The 17,244-nt window shown below is 70.2% G+C and carries 12 protein-coding genes; 5 read left to right on the plus strand and 7 right to left on the minus strand.

What is annotated here, in order from left to right:
• Window positions 1–7 precede the first annotated feature (7 nt).
• Genes KRR26_RS29400 through KRR26_RS29410 form a run of 3 tightly spaced genes read right to left on the minus strand, consistent with a single transcriptional unit; the run spans window position 8 to window position 8,285 of the window.
• The gene (locus KRR26_RS29400; protein WP_217081422.1) at window positions 8–1,858 is read right to left on the minus strand and encodes a GGDEF domain-containing response regulator; all 1,851 of its coding nucleotides are present in this window, start codon (window positions 1,856–1,858) and stop codon (window positions 8–10) included.
• Between the two features lie 34 nt (window positions 1,859–1,892).
• A complete protein-coding gene (gene dapF, locus KRR26_RS29405; protein ID WP_217081423.1) occupies window positions 1,893–2,747 on the minus strand; it encodes a diaminopimelate epimerase in 855 nt (284 codons plus the stop codon).
• A 24-nt stretch (window positions 2,748–2,771) separates the two neighbouring features.
• Entirely contained in the window at window positions 2,772–8,285 is a 5,514-nt protein-coding gene (locus KRR26_RS29410) for a methyltransferase domain-containing protein (protein WP_217081424.1), read from the minus strand.
• Window positions 8,286–8,389: 104 nt separating this feature from the next.
• Here KRR26_RS29410 and KRR26_RS29415 point away from each other — a divergent pair, with 104 nt between their 5' ends.
• From KRR26_RS29415 to KRR26_RS29425, 3 genes are all read left to right on the plus strand, one after another.
• The gene (locus KRR26_RS29415; RefSeq protein ID WP_217081425.1) at window positions 8,390–9,202 is read left to right on the plus strand and encodes an IF-2 protein; all 813 of its coding nucleotides are present in this window, start codon (window positions 8,390–8,392) and stop codon (window positions 9,200–9,202) included.
• 500 nt (window positions 9,203–9,702) lie between these two features.
• A complete protein-coding gene (locus KRR26_RS29420) occupies window positions 9,703–12,177 on the plus strand; it encodes a ribonucleoside-diphosphate reductase subunit alpha (protein WP_120208390.1) in 2,475 nt (824 codons plus the stop codon).
• A gap of 47 nt (window positions 12,178–12,224) precedes the next feature.
• Window positions 12,225–13,235: a ribonucleotide-diphosphate reductase subunit beta gene (locus KRR26_RS29425; RefSeq protein WP_120208388.1), complete on the plus strand. Its 1,011-nt coding sequence runs from the start codon at window positions 12,225–12,227 to the stop codon at window positions 13,233–13,235.
• 48 nt (window positions 13,236–13,283) lie between these two features.
• Here KRR26_RS29425 and aqpZ read toward each other — a convergent pair whose 3' ends face one another.
• From aqpZ to KRR26_RS29445, 4 genes are all read right to left on the minus strand, one after another.
• A complete protein-coding gene (gene aqpZ / locus KRR26_RS29430; protein WP_217081426.1) occupies window positions 13,284–14,114 on the minus strand; it encodes an aquaporin Z in 831 nt (276 codons plus the stop codon).
• A 135-nt stretch (window positions 14,115–14,249) separates the two neighbouring features.
• The gene (hpt, locus tag KRR26_RS29435) at window positions 14,250–14,783 is read right to left on the minus strand and encodes a hypoxanthine phosphoribosyltransferase (protein WP_120208384.1); all 534 of its coding nucleotides are present in this window, start codon (window positions 14,781–14,783) and stop codon (window positions 14,250–14,252) included.
• An 11-nt stretch (window positions 14,784–14,794) separates the two neighbouring features.
• Window positions 14,795–15,610, minus strand: a complete 816-nt coding sequence (locus KRR26_RS29440) for a uracil phosphoribosyltransferase (RefSeq protein ID WP_120208383.1) — start codon at window positions 15,608–15,610, stop codon at window positions 14,795–14,797.
• Window positions 15,611–15,656: 46 nt separating this feature from the next.
• On the minus strand, window positions 15,657–16,256 hold the full coding sequence (locus KRR26_RS29445; protein WP_120208640.1) for a thymidine kinase: 600 nt from the start codon (window positions 16,254–16,256) through the stop codon (window positions 15,657–15,659).
• 180 nt (window positions 16,257–16,436) lie between these two features.
• On the opposite strand from KRR26_RS29445, the gene KRR26_RS29450 reads away from it, so the two are divergent.
• Together KRR26_RS29450 and spoVG are read left to right on the plus strand one after the other, a co-directional pair.
• A complete protein-coding gene (locus KRR26_RS29450) occupies window positions 16,437–16,823 on the plus strand; it encodes a DUF5658 family protein (RefSeq protein WP_199723855.1) in 387 nt (128 codons plus the stop codon).
• Window positions 16,824–16,929: 106 nt separating this feature from the next.
• Window positions 16,930–17,229 (plus strand): septation regulator SpoVG, encoded by a 300-nt coding sequence (gene spoVG, locus KRR26_RS29455; RefSeq protein WP_120208379.1) that lies wholly within the window; start codon window positions 16,930–16,932, stop codon window positions 17,227–17,229.
• The last annotated feature ends 15 nt before the right edge of the window (window positions 17,230–17,244 follow it).

A 17,244-nucleotide genomic window follows, 5' to 3' on the forward strand; every position in this document is an offset into this window, starting at 1 on the left:
CCTCGCTTCAGTAGGGCTGCAGGTCGTACTCGGCCTGCAGCTTGGAGATGAGCCCGTCCACCACCGCGGTGTCCGAGGTATGGAAGCCCCACGTCGCCCCGCGCCCGCGCCGCTGGATGAGCGCGTAGGCCGCCGTCTCCGACAACCACAGGATGAACTCGTGGCGGGTGACGCGCTCGTCGCCCTCCAGGAACACCGGCGTGAGCGCGGGATGCGACTCCAGGTCGCCGCGCCGCCCCAGCAGGTAGATGCGCGAGGCCATGTCCGGCGGCGCAGACTCCAACCCCGAGGCGATGGGCAGCTCCGCGCGAATCTCGGGCCCGCCCACGTACAAGAGTCCACGCTGACCTGGATCCCGAACCAGCTCCCGCGCGATCTCTGCCTGAAGCTCGTCGAAGAGCACGTCCGCGACCTTGCCCCGGCGGCTCGGCTCGGCGCGCTCATCCGAGGGCAGGCGCGGGCTGGTGGGGTTGCCGAGCAGCAGGTCCACCTCGTCCCAGAACGGCAGACCATCCAGCATCAACCGCCGCTGCAACGACGCGCGCCGCTCGTCCATGCGACGGCGGCAGCGGTGCACCAGCTCGTCGAAGTCCTCTCCGTCCTTGGGGAACGTGCTCGCCCCGCCCACCAGCGCGAGCGGCAGGCGCTGCTCCACCTCCTGCGCCTCGGGCTCCTCGCGCACCGCGGCCACCGCGCGCCGCACGAACATCATCGCGCCGAAGAAATCCGTCTCGGGCAGGAGCAAGTAGAACTCCTGGTCGCTCGCCTTCGCGATGACGTCCGAGTCTCGGATGATCCGGCTGAGCGCGCGGATGATGCCGCGCACGGCCTTCTTCGCCTCCGCCGCCCCCAGGCGCACGCGCACCAGCGGGAGGTTGTCCACGGAGAACGTCAGCAGGGAGAACGTCCGCCCGTAGCGACGCGCCTTGTAGATCTCCTTGGAGGCGTAGTCGGTGAAGTAGCTGAGGTTGTACGCGGCAGTGTCTCGGTCCCTCAGCCCCAGGCGCTGGAGCGCCAGGAGGCGGCGACCGTTCTTCACGCCCACCGCGGCGAAGTCCGCCAGCAGCTTCGCGTCGCGCGTGTTCTCGGGACGGAAGTCGCCCGCGAGCGGGTCGCTCATCTGCGCCAGTCCCATGACCTCGCCCGAGGCGATCAACGGGACATAGAGCACCATCGAGCGCTCATCGCGCGCCACCCAAGGCTGGGCCTCGCGCAAGCGGCCGGAGAGCGGGCCCTCGGGGCTCATCTTCTCGGCGAGGAACTGCTTGTCGAGCAGGCCCCGGTACGCGCGCAGCACCAGGTCGCCGCGATCATCGATGACCCACAGCGCGGCGCTCTGCGCGTCGCACACCGCGGACAGGTCCGCGATGATGCGCTCCTGAAGCCACTCCAAGTCCGGATGGGACAGCAGCTCCAGGCAGCGCTGGTGCAGGTTGTGGAAGCGCGCGAACTCCAGGTTCTCGTCGCGCAGCTGGGCACGCTCGCGCCGGAGCTGCGCGCGCTCCAGGGCCCGGTCCACCGCGAGCAGCAGGTCGGCCTCGTCCACCGGCTTGGTGAGACAGTCCGCCACGCCTGCGCGCAGGGCCGTCTCCGAGCCCTTCACGTCGGAGCGCTGGCTGACGAGGATGACCTCCTGGTCCGGGTCGCGCTCGCGCAGGCGCGCGGTGAGCGCGAAGCCGTCCACGCCCGGCATGACGACGTCGGTGATGACGAGGTCGAAGGCGGCGCGCGCCACCTCCTGCAACGCCATCGTGGCGTTCTCCACCGCGACCACACGGTGCCCCCGGCGGGACAGCATGTCGCTGGCGAGCTGACGGAAGAACAGGTCGTCGTCGACGACGAGGATGGGACCGGCCACGGAGCTCGGAATCGAGAGGAAGGGAGCCCGGAGGTTACTGGCCCGTGGGAAGGGCCACAACGCCTTCGAAGACGAAGGCCACCGGCCCACGGAGGCGGATGTCGGACAGGTCGGCCGGCACCTGGATGCCCAGGTCGCCACCCGGCAGGGTCACGCGCAGCCAGGCATCCGCTGGCAGCCGCCGCGCCAGCACCGCCGCCACCGCGGACGCACACGCCCCGGTGCCGCACGCCTGAGTCAACCCGCAGCCCCGCTCCCACACCACCACGGTGAGCCCATCGGACTCGACTCGGACGAACTCCACGTTGGTGCGGTCCGGGAAGGATGGATGGACCTCCAGGATCGGCCCCTTGAGCGGCGCATCCGAGAGCGGCTGATCCAACAGCACGAGGTGCGGATTGCCCATGCTCACCGCGGTCCCCGCCACCAAGTCCGCGTGGCCCGGCACCGCTGCGCCCACGAAGGGGGTGCCTGTCACGCCCGAGGGCAGGTTGGGCGCCACGAGCCGCGCGGGGCCCATGGAGATGTCCACCTCCACCACGCCGCTCGCGACGTAGCCGGGGACGCACCGGAGCACTCCGGCCCCCGTCTCCACGTCGAGCCACTCGGGGCGCTCCCCGGAGTGATCCACCAGGTACTTCACGGCGCAGCGCAGGCCGTTGCCGCACATCTCCGCGATGCTGCCATCCGCGTTGTGCACGACCATCCGCGCCATGCCGCGCGAGGAAGGAAGCAGGGAGAGCACCCCGTCCGCGCCAACCCCCAGGCGCCGGTCGCAGAGCCATCGCGACGTGTGCGCATCGATGTCCTGGCCCGTGCGGCGACGGTCCAGCACGACGAAGTCATTGCCCAGGCCCTGGTACTTGAAGATGCGCTCGCGTGCGTCCACGTCGGCAATCCTAAGCGCGAGCCCTCATTCCCGCTCGCCCGCTTTCTTGGTCGGGGTGGGAGGCAGGTCCAACGCGGGCACCGCGGCCCGCGGCTTGGACGCGGCCGGGCCCGGCGCCGGGCGCTGCGGGGCGTCTCGCGGGGGGGCTGCGGGGCCTTGAGCGCGCAGGGTCGCCAGCTCGGTCTCCTGTGCGGCGACCTTGTCCTGGAGCGACTCAATCAGGGTCTGGAGCTGCTCCATCTCCGCGGCCATCTCCAGGACGGCCTCGGGAGGCTGGGCGGCGGCCTTGAGGGACTCCACCGTGCCGAGCAGCTCGGCGCGCTCGGTCTCCAGCGTTTGGGCCAGGGCCCGCGTTGAAGACAGCTCCGAGTGAAGCGCCGAGAGCTGCGCCGAGGAGTCCCCCTCACGAGAGGACCGCTCGCGCGTCTGCTCCAGGGTCTGGGCAAGCTTCTCGCGCTCGGCCCGCTCCGCGTCGAGCAGCCGCACGGCATCCACGGACGCGGTCTCCAAGGCACTCACGCGCCCTTCCAAGCGGATGCGGGCAGCACGAGCGATGGTGAGGTCCGACTGGAGGCGCTCACGTTCGGAGGTGAGCGTCGTGCGCTCGGCCTCCGCCCGTCGAGCCTGCGCCTCCGCGTCGGCGGCGGCCTGGGACAGCTCCGCGACCCGGGTGTCGAGGGCGGAGCGCTGCGACGTGAGCGCGGAGTGGGCCTCGGCGGCTTGAGCCGAGAGTTCCGCGAGCCGGGCCTCATGCGCGGCCCGCTCCGACTCAGCGCGAGCCGTCAGCGCCGCGAGTCGTGCCTCCACGTCCCGCACTTCGGACGAAGAACGAGCCGTCGTCTCGGTGAGCCGAGACTCCCACTCCGTCTGCTGCGCTGAAGCCAGGGCCTCCTGCTCCGCGAGCCGCGTCTCCCACTCCGTCTTCCGCGCTGAAGCCAGGGCCTCCTGCTCCGCGAGCCGCGTGTCCCACTCCATCTTCTGCGCTGAAGCCAGGGCCTCCTGCTCCGCGCGCCGCGTCTCCCACTCGGCCTTCTCCGCCGAGGTACGGGCGCCCAGCTCCGCGAGCCGCGCTTCCAGCTCCGCCTTGTCGGACGTGGACCGAGACACCTGCTCCGCGAAGCGCGCCTCCTGCTCCGCGCTCAGGTCGGCCAGCTTCGATTCCAGGGCCGCGGTGCGCTCGCGTTCGGCCAGAGCGGACTCGGTGGCACGCTGGACTTCCACACGCGCGGCCTCGGCATCGGAGCGAGCGGACTCCAGCGCGGTGCGCTCGGCCTCCAGCGAGGACTCTAGATTGTTGGCCTTGCCGGCGAAGCGCCGCGCGGTCTCGAGCTGAACCACGAGCAACTCGGCGTGCTCGCGCGTGGCGGAGAGGCGGTCTTGCGCATCCACCAACTCCGCGTCCAACCGCGCGATGTGAATGCCGCGCTCGTGCAGCGCCGCATGGGCCCGTTGCAGCTCGGTCCCCAGCCGCATCAACTCCTGACGGGTCGCGCCCAGGTGGGCCAGCTCGCTCCGCGCACCAACCAACTCCTGGTCGCGGAGCGCGAGCTGCTGGAGCGCTTCCTCGGAGTCCTGCTGCCGCCGCTCTGCACGGGACAGCGAGCCCTCCAGCTCCGCCTCCAGCGACACCAGCCGAGCACGCGCCTCCGTCAGCGTCTGCTCGCGAGTGCCCGCGGTCTCCGTGAGCCGCTGAGCCCGCAGCTCCTCCTCGCGCAGCTTCTCCTGCAAGGACGCAACGAGCTTCTCCTGCTCCGCGAGCGACGACTCCAGCGTCTCGCGGCGAGTCTCTGCGGAGGCCTGCGCGGCGCGGGTCTCCGAGAGCTGCGACTCCCAATGCGAGCGCTGCTCCTGGACAGTCCCTTCGGCCCAGGCCCGCTCCGCCTCCAGCCGCTCCAGGCTCGCGCGCAGTTCTGTCTCCTGCGCCTCGGCGGCGGCGCGATGCTCCTCCAGCACGCGCTCCGCCGCGCTCAGTCGAGACGACAGCTCCGCGGCTTCAGTACGAAGCGTCTCCAACTCAGCCAGGGTCCGCGCCTGAGTCTCGCGAGTCTCCGCGAGCGACGCCTCCCCTTGAGCCTGCGCCTCGCGACTCTGCCGCAGCGAGGACTCGGCCCCGGCGCGAGCCTCGGTCTCCGCGCGCAGCCGCTCCTCGGCCTGCGCGAGCGCCTCCTGCTCCGCGACGAGGCGACGTTGCGCCTCGGCCAGCCCCGCTTCGCCCGCGTTGCGTCCCAGCCGCTCGGAATCCAGCTCCGCGCGGAGGCGCTCCAATTCGGCCCGAGCCGCCTCGGCCCCCCCACGAACCTCGGCCAGGGAGGACTCGACCTGCGCCCGGGTCTCGCGCTCGGACGCCAGTGCCTCCCGGGCCTCGACGAGCACGGCCTCCTGCCGGGCCCGCTCCAGCTCCCCATCGGCCTGGGTCTCGGACAGCGACGCCTTGATTCGGGCAAGGGCCTCGCGCTCCGACGTCAGCGCGCTCCGCGCCTCGGCGAGCGAAGCCTCCACTTCGGAGCGAGCCCCACGCTCGGCCTCCAGCGCGGACCGGGCCGCACCGAGTTCCTCGTGCACCGCGCCCAGCGCCACGCGCGCTTCACCCAGCGAGACCTCGTTCGCCGCGCGAACCTCACGCTCAGCCGCCAGCACCGCCTGCGTCTCGGACAGCTCCTGGTGCGTGGACTCCTGCGTCGCCCGGACCGAGGCGAGCGCAGCCTGTTCCGCCGCCAGCGCCGCGCGAACCTCTGCGAGCGAGGCCTCCGCCTCCGCCCGAGCCTCGCGCTCACGCTCCAGCGCCGCGCCCGCCTCACGAAGCGAGACCGCACGCCCCTCCTGCTCGGACTGCAGCGCGACCTGGGTCTCGGCCAGCGCCTCCACCGAGCGAGCGTGCGCGTCCTGGGCCGAGGCAAGCGCGGCCCGAGCCTCCGCGAGCGACTCCTCCGCCCGCGCGCGCCGAGCCTGTTCCTGGGCCAGCGCGCCTTCGGCCTCCTCACGCAAGCGCACCAGCGCCTCATCGGTGCCGATGGCGCGAGCCTGGATCTCCGAGAACGTGGCCTCCAACCGAGCCCGGTGCTCCCGCTCGGTCTCCAGGGCCGACCGCGTCTCCGTCAGCGACAGGTCCGTCCGAGTCCGGTGCGCGCGCTCCTCATCCAGCGTCGCCTTCGTCTCGGCAAACGAAGCCTCCAGCGCCTCGCGCTGGGTCCGCTCGGCCTCCAGCGCCGAGTCCACCCGGGCCCGCTGCTCGCGCTCCGTCTGCCACTGGGCCTGAGTGTCCGCGAGCGCGGCCTCCCAGCGAGCCCGCCGCTCCTCCTCGGCCGCGAGCGCCTCCCGGGTCTTCGCCAGCTCCGCGTCCGACAGTTCCCGCCGAGCCTGCTCGGCATCGAGCGCGCCCTGGACGTCCTCGCGCTCCAGGCGCTCCAACTCCAGCGTCTCGCGAACATCGGCGAGCGCCGACTCCAGCTCCACCCGGGTCTGTTGCTGGGCCTCGCCACTCGCCGTGGCGCCCGCCAGCCGCCGCTCGGTCTCGGCGAGAGATTCCCCCAGCCGGGTCAGCGATGCGTCCGCGGTCTTGCGCGCCTGAGTCTCGCGCTCCAGCTCCTCGCTCGCGAGCGCCGACAGCGCCTCGGCCGACTCCAGCGCGCGCCGCGTGGTCTCCAGCTCCGCGCGCGCCTCGCGCAGCGCCGCGTCCACCCGCGCGGCCTGCTCCAACGCCACGACGAGCCGAGCCTCCAGCGCCTCGTGCGCCTCGAACGATGCGCGCCGCAGCGCGCTCAGCTCCTCCTCCCCTGCCTCCCGGGCCCGAGTCGCGAGCGCCCGCTCCTCGCCCAGCGCCTGCTCGAACCGAGCCCGCTCCGAGTCCAGCTCTCGCGTCCGGGACTCACCCGTCTGTTCGAGCAGCCCCAGCCGCTCACGGGCCGCCTGCAAGGCCTCCTCGAGAGACGCGGCCAGCGCCCGCGCCCGGGCCTCGTCGGCCGTGCGCGCCTCCAGCGACTCGCGAAGCTGGGCCTCGGCCTCGCGCGTGAAGGCGACCTCCGTCTCCAACCCGCGCAGGGTGGCCTCGCGAGCCTCCAGCCGCGACTCCGCCTCCTGCCGAGCCCCTTCCGCGGCGGACATGCGCAGGTGCGCCTCGGCCAGCTCGCGGTGCGCCCGCGCCAGCTCCGCCTCCTTCGCGGGAACGGAGTCGCCCGCGGCCCGGACGGCTTCCTCGGCGCGGGTCACCTGCTCCTTGAGGTGCTCCACGGCCGCGAGCGCCGCCGAGTACTGCTCGGCGATGCGCAGCTCGCGCTCACGCGCGGCCTCCGCCTGCCGGCGCCGAGCCTCCGCCGCGTCCAGGGCGCGCTCCGCCGCCAGCCGGTCCTTCTCCCGGTCGATGCGCAGGGTCCCCTGCTCATCCTGAAGCTCGCGCACCTGGGCATAGGCCTGGGTCAACCGCTCGCGCGTCTCTTCCAGTGAGGAGGCCAGCTCCTCACGCCGCGCCCGCTCCAGCCGCACCGACTCCTGGGCCGCCAGCACCTGCACGCCCGCGTCGGCCTGGGCCCGCTGCGCCGCCTCCACATCCAAGCGGTGCGCCGAGAGCCGCCGGTCCGCATCCGCCAGCCGCTCCGTCGCGACCTGCAGCTCCAGCTCGCGCCGCCGAAGTCGTCCGCTCAGCTCATCCCGCTCGCGCGCGGACTCCGCGCTGCCCCGCGCCTGCTCCAACTGCGCGGTGAGACGCGCCACGTCCTGCCGCGCCACCTCCAGCGCGGGCTGCAGCGCCGCCACCTCGGCCTCGCGGTCGCCCGCCTCCGCCCGGACCTTGGTCAACGCCTCCTTCAGCCGACCGGCGCGCTCCTCCCAGGACTTCGCCCGGGCCGCGACGTCATCCAGCTTCCCGCGCGTGAAGGCCAGCGGCTCGGGCGGCAGCTGCACCCACGTCGGGTCCACCACCCGCGCGGGCTCCTGACCGGCCACCACGACGAAGTAGGCCGCCTCGCCACCCGTGACGAGCGAGCCGTCCACCTGGAGCCCCTCGCCCCGCTCGAACGCGAGCTGGTAGCCCAGCACGGGGGACTGGGTGGCCACCTCCACCTGGGGGAAGTGGACGGAGAGGGCGTCCAGCGCCTGGCCGAACGTGGGCGGCACGCCCTCCTCCGGCTCCATGAGTTGCGTGAGCGCCAGCCCCGCGATGTTGCGCAGCCCCCCCACCAGGTACCCCTGGCGAGACACCAGCCGCGCCAGCTCGGCGAGCAGCTCCGGCGCTCGGACATAGGGCGCCAGGTCCGCCACCAGCACCACGTCGAAGCTGCCCGGCTCCAGGTCGTCGTAGATGTTGGCGCGGAAGCGCAGTCCCGGCGCGACGGGGCCCTTCTGGGCCGCCTCCACCGCGGAGATGTCCGAGTCGCACGCCACCACCGCGCGAGCGCCGCGCTCCAGGAGGAAGCGCGCGCTCTCGCCCCCCGTGGAGGCCACCGCGTCCACTTCGAGCACCCTGCGACGCGCGAAGAGGCTCTCCGCGAAGATGTACCGGGGCAGCAGTTCACTGGGCCCCATGCGGCGGAATGTGGGATGCATGGGTGTGTTCGGGAGTGGGAGTATAGCCAGGGGCTCCCGAGCCCCAAGGAAAGCGCCGGGCCCACCTCCAGCTCCGGGGCCTGCACGACAGGAGGGTAGGCGACATGAACGTGAACTCACCCCAGGGATTTGGCCACCGGGCGCGCCGCGCCTTCATGCGCACCGTCACCCTCCTCGTCATCTTGACGCTGGGGGTGGGCGTCCTCTTCCTGCTCGGGAAGATCAACGCCCGGACCTTCACGCTCACCGTGGACAACGGCGCCCTGGTGGTCATGAAGGGCCGCAACCTCCCCACGGGCGCCGCGCCCTACCAGCCCGGCGACGCGCGGCTCGCGGACGCCTACGCCCCCATCCCCCTGGAGGGCCAGGACGCCACCCTCCTCACCCTCCAGAGCTACTCCGAGCGCGACGAACTGGACCGCGCCCTGTTCCCCCTCCTGGAGTCCCTGGCTCGGCCCCGCATCGCCTCGGATGAACCCGCCCGCGTGGACCGGGGCCTGTACTACCTGCGCCGCGCCGAGAAGCTCTCCGGCCTCACCGACGAGCAGCGCCGCTCGCTCCAGGGGATGCTCGCGGACGTGGCCTACTACCAGGCCCGCCAGAAGCTCGAGGACGCCCGGCGCCTCGTCTCGGAGAGCCTGGCCCAGCTCAAGCTCGCCGCCGAGAGCCAGAACCGCCACGCCCGCAGCGCCAACCAGATGCTGTCCACCGTGGGCCCCCCGGCCCGCGACCTGGAAGAAGCCCTCCGCCGCGCGGTGCACACCGAAAGCGGCCCCCAGGAGGCCCAGGACGGCGCCACGGCCCCGACGCGTCAGGTCTCCCCCTCGCCCCAGCCCCCCACCTCGCCCAGCGCTCCCGTGCCCGCCCAGGGCCCTGGAGCCCCCGCCCAGCCCCCGGACGCGGGCCCCACTCCCTGAGCCGGAAATGCCCCGCCCACCCTGCCAGGTGGTTCACAGCGGGTATTTCCCCCACACGGACTCGACGTTGTCTCAGTGTCTTGAAGAGAACGTGACCCGGACGCCAGAAACCGCCGAGAGGATCGATCGTAGATTGCAATTGTCGATCCTAGGGGGGCACAAGATCTCGCGTTGACAGGCCATGGGTGCCCCCATACCTTGTGCCCCGTCGATGGTTCCCCCACCACCGACGGTGTCGGCAGAGGGGGTTCTTGGAGGAGATGTGGTTTTCTTGCTCACCGCGCCCATCTGCCTCAAAACGAACCTCGCTCCGGTCGACACACCGAGACGATAGACCCTCCCGCGCGACCGACGCGGAGGGTCTCCCCTGAACAGATTTTCATGTAACGTGGCGGGGAATGGCCCTTCCCCCGAACGGGACCGGTGTCCGTCCCGTGGCCACGCCATTGTCTTGCCAATGCTTCACTTGGAGTGAGCCGCTCGTGACCGTCGAAACGCCCATGAAGCCGACCGCCGCCACCACCCTGCCCCTCCCGCCCGCGCCCCCGGTCACGGCCGCGCCGGCCACCTCCCCGCAACCGGCGCAAGGTCCGGCCGAGTTCGGCACGACGACCATGCGGGTGCGCAAGCGCAACGGCACGGCGGAGCCGGTGGACCTCAACAAGATTGTCCGCGCGGTGGGGCGCAGCTGCATGGGGCTGTCGCGCGTGGACGTCATGCGCGTGGCCACCAAGACCATCAGCGGCCTCTATGACGGCGCCACCACGCGCGAGCTGGACAGCCTCTCCATCCAGACCGCCGCCGCCCTCATCGTGGAGGAGCCCGAGTACGCGCGGCTCTCCTCGCGCCTGCTCGCCACCTTCATCCAGAAGGAGGTCAGCAACCAGGACATCCACTCCTTCAGCCAGTCCATCGCCGCGGGCCACAAGCACGGCCTCATCGCGGACCGCCTGCTGCAGTTCGTCCAGGCCAACGCGCGCAAGCTCAACGCCGCCATCGACCCGGCGCGCAACGACCTCTTCGAGTACTTCGGCCTGCGCACCGTCTATGACCGCTACCTGCTGAAGAACCCGCAGACGCGCGAGGTCATCGAGACGCCGCAGGAGTTCTTCCTGCGCGTGGCGTGCGCGCTCAGCGGCGACAACGCGCGCGAGGCCATCGAGCTGTACCGCCTGTTCAGCTCGCTGGAGTACCTGCCCAGCTCGCCCACCCTGTTCAACTCGGGCACGCGCCACGAGCAGCTCTCCAGTTGCTTCCTCCTGGACTCGCCCGCGGACGAGCTGGACTCCATCTACAAGAAGTATTCGGACATCGCGATGCTGTCGAAGTTCTCCGGCGGCATCGGCGTGGGCTACCACCGCGTGCGCGCCCGCGGCTCGCTCATCCGCTCCACCAACGGCCACTCCAACGGCATCGTCCCCTGGCTCAAGACGCTGGACGCCTCCGTCGCCGCGGTGAACCAGGGCGGCAAGCGCAAGGGCGCGTGCTGCGTGTACCTGGAGTCATGGCACGCGGACATCGAGGACTTCCTCGAGCTGCGCGACAACACCGGTGACGAGGCCCGCCGCACCCACAACCTGAACCTGGCCAACTGGGTGCCGGACCTGTTCATGCGCCGCGTGGAGACGGACGGCGACTGGAGCCTGTTCGATCCGAAGACGGTGCCGCACCTGACGGACCTGTGGGGCGACGCCTTCGACAAGGCCTACGCGGAGGCCGAGGCCTCGGGCGTGGCGCTGCGCAAGGTCAAGGCGCGCGACCTGTACGCGCGGATGATGAAGGTGCTGGCCCAGACCGGAAACGGCTGGATGACCTTCAAGGACCTGAGCAACCGCAAGAGCAACCAGACCGCGAAGCCGGCCAACGTCATCCACCTGTCCAACCTCTGCACGGAGATCCTGGAGGTCACCAGCCAGGGCGAGACGGCGGTGTGCAACCTGGGCTCGCTGAACCTGGGCCGGATGGTGGCGGACGGGAAGTTCGACTTCGAGCGCCTGCGCGCCAACGTGCAGCTCGCGCTGCGCCAGTTGGACCGCGTCATCGACCTCAACTACTACCCCATCCCCACCGCCGCGGACTCCAACCGCCGCTGGCGCCCGGTGGGCCTGGGGCTGATGGGCCTGCAGGACGTGTTCTTCCAGCTCCGGCTGCCCTTCGACGCCCCCGAGGCGCGCGCGCTGTCGCAGAAGATCTCCGAGGAGATCTACTACGCGGCCCTGAGCACCTCGGCGGACCTGGCCGAGCAGTTCGGCGCGCACCCGGGCTTCTCGGAGACGCGGGCCGCCCAGGGCGAACTCCAGTTCGAGAGCTGGGGCGTGGTGCCCGAGGACACCGCGCGCTGGAGCACGCTGCGCGCCCGCATCCAGAAGACGGGCCTGCGCAACTCGCTGATGATCGCCATCGCGCCCACGGCCACCATCGCGTCCATCGCGGGCTGCTACGAGTGCATCGAGCCGCAGGTGTCCAACCTGTTCAAGCGCGAGACGCTCTCGGGTGACTTCCTCCAGGTGAACCGCTACCTCGTGCGCGACCTGCAGGCGCTGGGGCTGTGGAACGACAGCACGCGCAACCGCATCAAGATGGCCGAGGGCAGCGTGCAGGACCTCACCGAGCTGCCCGCCGAGCTGCGCAACGTCTACCGCACCGCGTGGGAGATCCCCATGCGCTCGCTCATCGACATGGCGGCCGACCGCGGCGCCTTCATCGACCAGAGCCAGTCGCTCAACCTCTTCGTGGAGACGCCCAACATCGGGAAGCTTTCTTCCATGTACTTCTACGCATGGCAGAAGGGGTTGAAGACCACCTATTACCTGCGCTCGCGTCCGGCCACGCGCATCGCCAAGGCCACGGTGGGCGCCAGCGGCGCTGCCGCGACCTCGGCCCCTGCCCCCGCCCCCATGGCCCAGGCCATGCCCGAGGCGGAAGCCGTGGCGTGCTCGCTGGAGAACCCCGAGTCGTGCGAGGCGTGCCAGTAGGCGCGCCCGCGCACCTCCGCCCGGACCTGTAAGGAGTCACGGAAGCAATGCTGCTCGACCCTGGATTGAACCTGACGCTGCGCCCCATGGCCTATCCGGTCTTCTTCGAGATGTACCGGAACGCCATCAAGAACACGTGGACCGTGGAGGAGGTGGACTTCTCCACGGACCTGGTGGACTTGCGCTCGAAGATGACCGAGGCGGAGCGTCACCTCATCCACCGGCTGGTGGCGTTCTTCGCGACGGGTGACTCCATCGTGGGCAACAACCTGGTGCTCAACCTGTACAAGCACCTGAATGCCCCCGAGGCGCGCATGTACCTGTCGCGCCAGCTCTATGAGGAGGCCCTGCACGTCCAGTTCTACCTGACGCTGCTGGACACCTACGTGCCGGATCCGGCGGAGCGGGCCAAGGCCTTCGCGGCCATCGACAACATCCCCTCCATCCAGCGCAAGGCCGCCTTCTGCATGAAGTGGATGGACAGCATCCACGACGTGCAGGCCGCCCGGACGAAGGAGGATCGCCGCCGCTTCCTCCTGAACCTCATCTGCTTCGCGGGCTGCATCGAGGGGCTCTTCTTCTTCGCCGCCTTCGCCTACGTGTACTTCCTGCGCAGCAAGGGCCTGCTCAACGGGCTGGCCGCGGGGACCAACTGGGTGTTCCGCGACGAGAGCGCCCACATGGCGTTCGCCTTCGAGGCCATCCAGGTGGCTCGCAAGGAGGAGCCGGACCTGTTCGACGCGCGCATGGAGCGCGACGTGGTGCAGATGCTCCGTGAAGCGGTCGAGTGCGAGACGACCTTCGCGCAGGACCTGCTCAGCGGCGGCGTGGTGGGCCTGTCCACGCAGGACATGCGCGGCTACCTCGAGTACGTGGCGGATCAGCGCCTGCTCATGCTCGGGATGGCGCCGGTGTTCCGCACCAAGAATCCGCTCGGGTTCATGGAGCTGCAGGACGTGCAGGAGCTCACCAACTTCTTCGAGCGCCGCGTGTCCTCGTACCAGGTGGCCGTGGGCGTGGGCGCGGCGAACGATGTCGTGTTCGACGCGGCCTTCTGACCCCCAGCGCCTCCCCTCCTACGGGACGGGAGGCGCCCGCTCGCCCCCTCAGGTGGGGTTCTCGCGCCGGTCGCGCAGCAAGCGCTCCCGGCGTTGCCGCTGAAGAGACCCCTCCGCCGTGGCCGCGGTGATGGGCCGCGCCACGGTCTGGATGACCGAGCGGTACACCGCCGCCGCCAGGCCCGCGCCAATGCAGGGCGCGATGATGAAGAGCCACAGCTGGCCCAGGGCGTGCCCGCCCACGAAGAGCGCGGGCCCCAGGCTGCGGGCGGGGTTCACGGACGTGTTCGTCACCGGGATGCCCACCAGGTGGATGAGCGTCAGCACCAGGCCAATGGCCAGGCCCGCGAAGCCCACCGGCGCCTTCGAGTCCGTGGCGCCGAGCACCGTCAGCACGAGGAGGAAGGTGAGCGCCACCTCGGCGAGGAAGGCCGCGCCGCCGCCGTATCCCCCGGGGGACCAGGTGCCATAGCCGTTGGTCGCCAGCCCCTCCTGGGACGCCGAGTAGCCGGCGGGCACGCCGCGGGCAATCATCAGCACCACCGCCGCGGCGAGGAACGCCCCCAGACACTGGGCCACCACGTAGCCCAGCGCATGGCGGCGCTCCAGCTTGCCCGCCAGCACCATCCCCAGCGTCACCGCGGGATTCACGTGGCAGCCGGAGATGGGCCCAATCGTGTAGACCATCGCGAGCAGGGACAGGCCAAACGCGAGCGCGATCCCCGCGTAGCCAATGTCATCGCCCGCCAGCACGGCGGCCCCGACTCCGCCCAACACCAGGACGAAGGTGCCCACCAGCTCCGCGGTGTACTTGCGAAGCGCGTCATCGCCGGTGGCGACAGCCGCCTCCTTCTCCGCCTTCACGTTCGACGCATCCATGCGCAGCCTCCCCGCTCCGGGCCGGGCACGCACACGCGGCGCCTGAAGCCCAAGAGGATGCTGCGCATGCATCGCCTCACCACCAGGGAGCAGCCGCCCCCCGGTAGGAAGGCGGCGGGCTCGGCGGGGGCGCGCCTACTTGCCCTTCCAGACGCCGATGAAGTTGATGTTCCGGTACTTCTCGCCGTAGTCCAGGCCGTACCCGACGACGAAGTGGTCGTCGATGACGAAGCCCTTGTAGTCGATGTTCACCTGCGTGCGAGCGCGGGCCGGCTTCTCCAACAGCGAGCACAGCTTCAGCGACGCGGGGTGACGCGCGGCCAGGTTCTCCATGAGGAAGCTCATGGTGAGGCCCGTGTCGATGATGTCCTCGATGACGAGCAGGTGCTTGCCCGCCATGGGCTTGCTGACGTCGGTGGTGATGCGCACCTCGCCCGTCGACTCGGTGCCACCCTGGTAGCTGGACACGCCGAGGAACTCGAGCGTCAAGGGCAGGTCGATGGCCCGCGCCAGGTCCGTGGCGAAGAACACCGAGCCCTTCAGCACGCAAACGAGCGTCAGCTCCTTGCCCTGGTAGTCACGGGTGATGGCCGCGCCCAGCTCCTTGATGCGCGCGTGCAGCTTCTCCTCGGAGATGAGGACGTCGACATCCTTCTGGTGGAACGTCACGGGTGCTCCCTCTACACGTAGGCGTTGTTCATGATCTCCCCGAAGCCGCCGCCGCCGGGGACGATGTACTGACGGTCATCCAGGCCCCGCTCCTTCTCCCAGAGCGCGCCCGGCTCGGTGCCGAACACCTCGGGCGGGGACAGGCCGCGATCCAACCGGAGCGCGTAGATGATGACGTCCGGGTGCTCCTTCGTCATCCGCCGCAGGTACTCGGGCGTGATGATGAGGTTGAGCGTGATGATGCGCCTGGCCTTGCCGGGCACCTTCGTCTTGTAGAGCTGGATGGCCGTGGAGAGGCTGCCGCCCGTGGCCCCCATGGGGTCCGGGAACAGGACGAACGCGTCGTCCACGTCGCCGCCAATCTTCGCGCCGCCAATGGACGAGCCCACCACCGTCTCGGCCGCGTCGATCATCCGGCTCATGATGATGTGGTCCTGCCGGACGAGCGTGGGGTCCACCGTGAAGTTGAGCAGGTCGTACGTCACCTGCGACGGCAGCGTGCCCGCGCGCGCGATGTTCACCGTCACCACGCGCAACTGCGGCTCCACCACCTCGCCCTGGTAGATGCCCAGCGGGGTGTGATCGATCATCCGCGTGGGCAGCGCCACCATCTTGCGCGGGAACTCCGCGTTGATGACCGTCTTCACCAGGTCCGTGTAGAGCAACTCCACCAGCCGGTTGATCTGCGGCTGCAGCGTGCCCTTGGCGCACAGCGTGGCCAGTTGGGACAAGAGGAACGGGTTGCCCACCAGGTGGACGTTGGGCCCGTAGTGGTGCGCCATCTCGTTCAGCCGGAAGGGCACGTTCGAATAGAGGGTGTCGCGCATCGCTCGGTCTCCAGGCGGCGGCCCCAGGCCCGGGCCGCGCGTCGATTCAGTCGAACAGCTTCAACGTCTGCGGCGGCGTGCCTTCCGTGGGGTCCGGCACATGGCACTTGCGGCAGCGCGGCTCGTACGCGCCCGCCGCGCCCACCATCACCCGCTCCCCACTGGAGAGGATGCGCTGGGAGCGGTTGGCCGGATTGCCACACACCACACAGATGGCCAGCTCCTTCGTCACGTACTCCGAGACCGCCATCAGCTGCGGCATCGGCTCGAACGGGCGGCCCTGGTAGTCCTGATCCAACCCCGCGCAGATGACGCGCAGGCCCTTGTTGGCCAGCGCCTCGCACACCTGCACCACCTCGGGCCCGAAGAACTGCACCTCGTCAATGCCCACCACCTGGGTGTCGGCCTCCAGGTGGTAGAAAATTTCTTCAGCCCGCTCGATGGGATTGGACGTCAATTTCAGCTGCGAGTGGCTCACCACCTGGGTCTCGTCGTAGCGCGTGTCCAGTCGCGGCTTGAACACCTGGACCTTCTGCTTGCCGTACACGGCCCGCTTGACGCGGCGGATCAGCTCCTCCGTCTTGCCGGAGAACATGGACCCGCAGATGACTTCTATCCACCCGATATCTTTAGGGAATTGGTGCAAGGAAGGCTCGCCGGACAGAGGGCGGAGGGGCGCAATCTCGTGCACGGTCCCCCCTGAGTCAATTTCCCTTTTCGAACGCGGCGCGCGCCCCTCGCGCGGAGCGGTGGCGCGCGCCGCGGCCTTGGCAAGCGCCTTGAAAGGAGGTCGCTCCGGATTGGGGAACTGGGCGAGGGGGCGGGCGTGGCGGCGACGGTCGAGCAGGCACAGGGCGCGGCGTGGACGAAGCGGGCTTCTTTCTATGCGTCACCGGCCTCGGTGGCGCTCCTCGTCCTGAACTTGTTCGACGGGCTCTTCACCCTGCTCTTCTTGCAGTTGGGGGTGGCCGAGGAGCTCAACCCGGTGATGCGCGTGGCCTATGAGCAGTCACCGCTCTTCTTCATGTTGTCCAAGCTGCTCATCGTCAACGCGGGCCTGTGCCTCTTGTGCTTGCACCGCCACATGAAGGCCAGCCGCATCGCGATCCGCGCGGGCGCCATCATCTACGCCATCATCGTCGTCTATCACCTGGCCTTCCTCACCCACCTGGTAAGTCACTGGCCCGCCATCCTGGGTGGCAGGCCGGTTTGAAGTGCTCGGTACGGTGCACTTGCGCTCCGGGCGTGCTTGCATTTCCCACCCCTCATGTCCCAGGCTTCCCGGTTAGCTCCGACCTTTCGGGTTCGGGGGGGGGACCATGAACATCACCGACGTCCGGGTGTTTCCGGTCGAAGAGGACAAGCTCAAGGCGTATGTCACCATCACCCTGGACCACTGCTTCGTCATCCGTGACTTGAAGGTGATCCACGGCTCAACCGGGCTCTTCATCGCGATGCCCGCGAAGAAGCGGAAGGATGGGACGTACAAGGACATCGCGCATCCGCTCAACGCGGACACGCGCAGCCAGATGGAGCGGGTGATCCTCATTGAGTACGAGCGACACCTCCATCAGGCGCAAGCTGGGCAGGTCGTCGCGGTGGCAGCGGACCTCGACTAACGCCCTTCCCTTCCG

It is taken from the genome of Citreicoccus inhibens, assembly GCF_019039035.1.
Classification (GTDB): Bacteria; Myxococcota; Myxococcia; order Myxococcales; family Myxococcaceae; genus Citreicoccus; species Citreicoccus inhibens.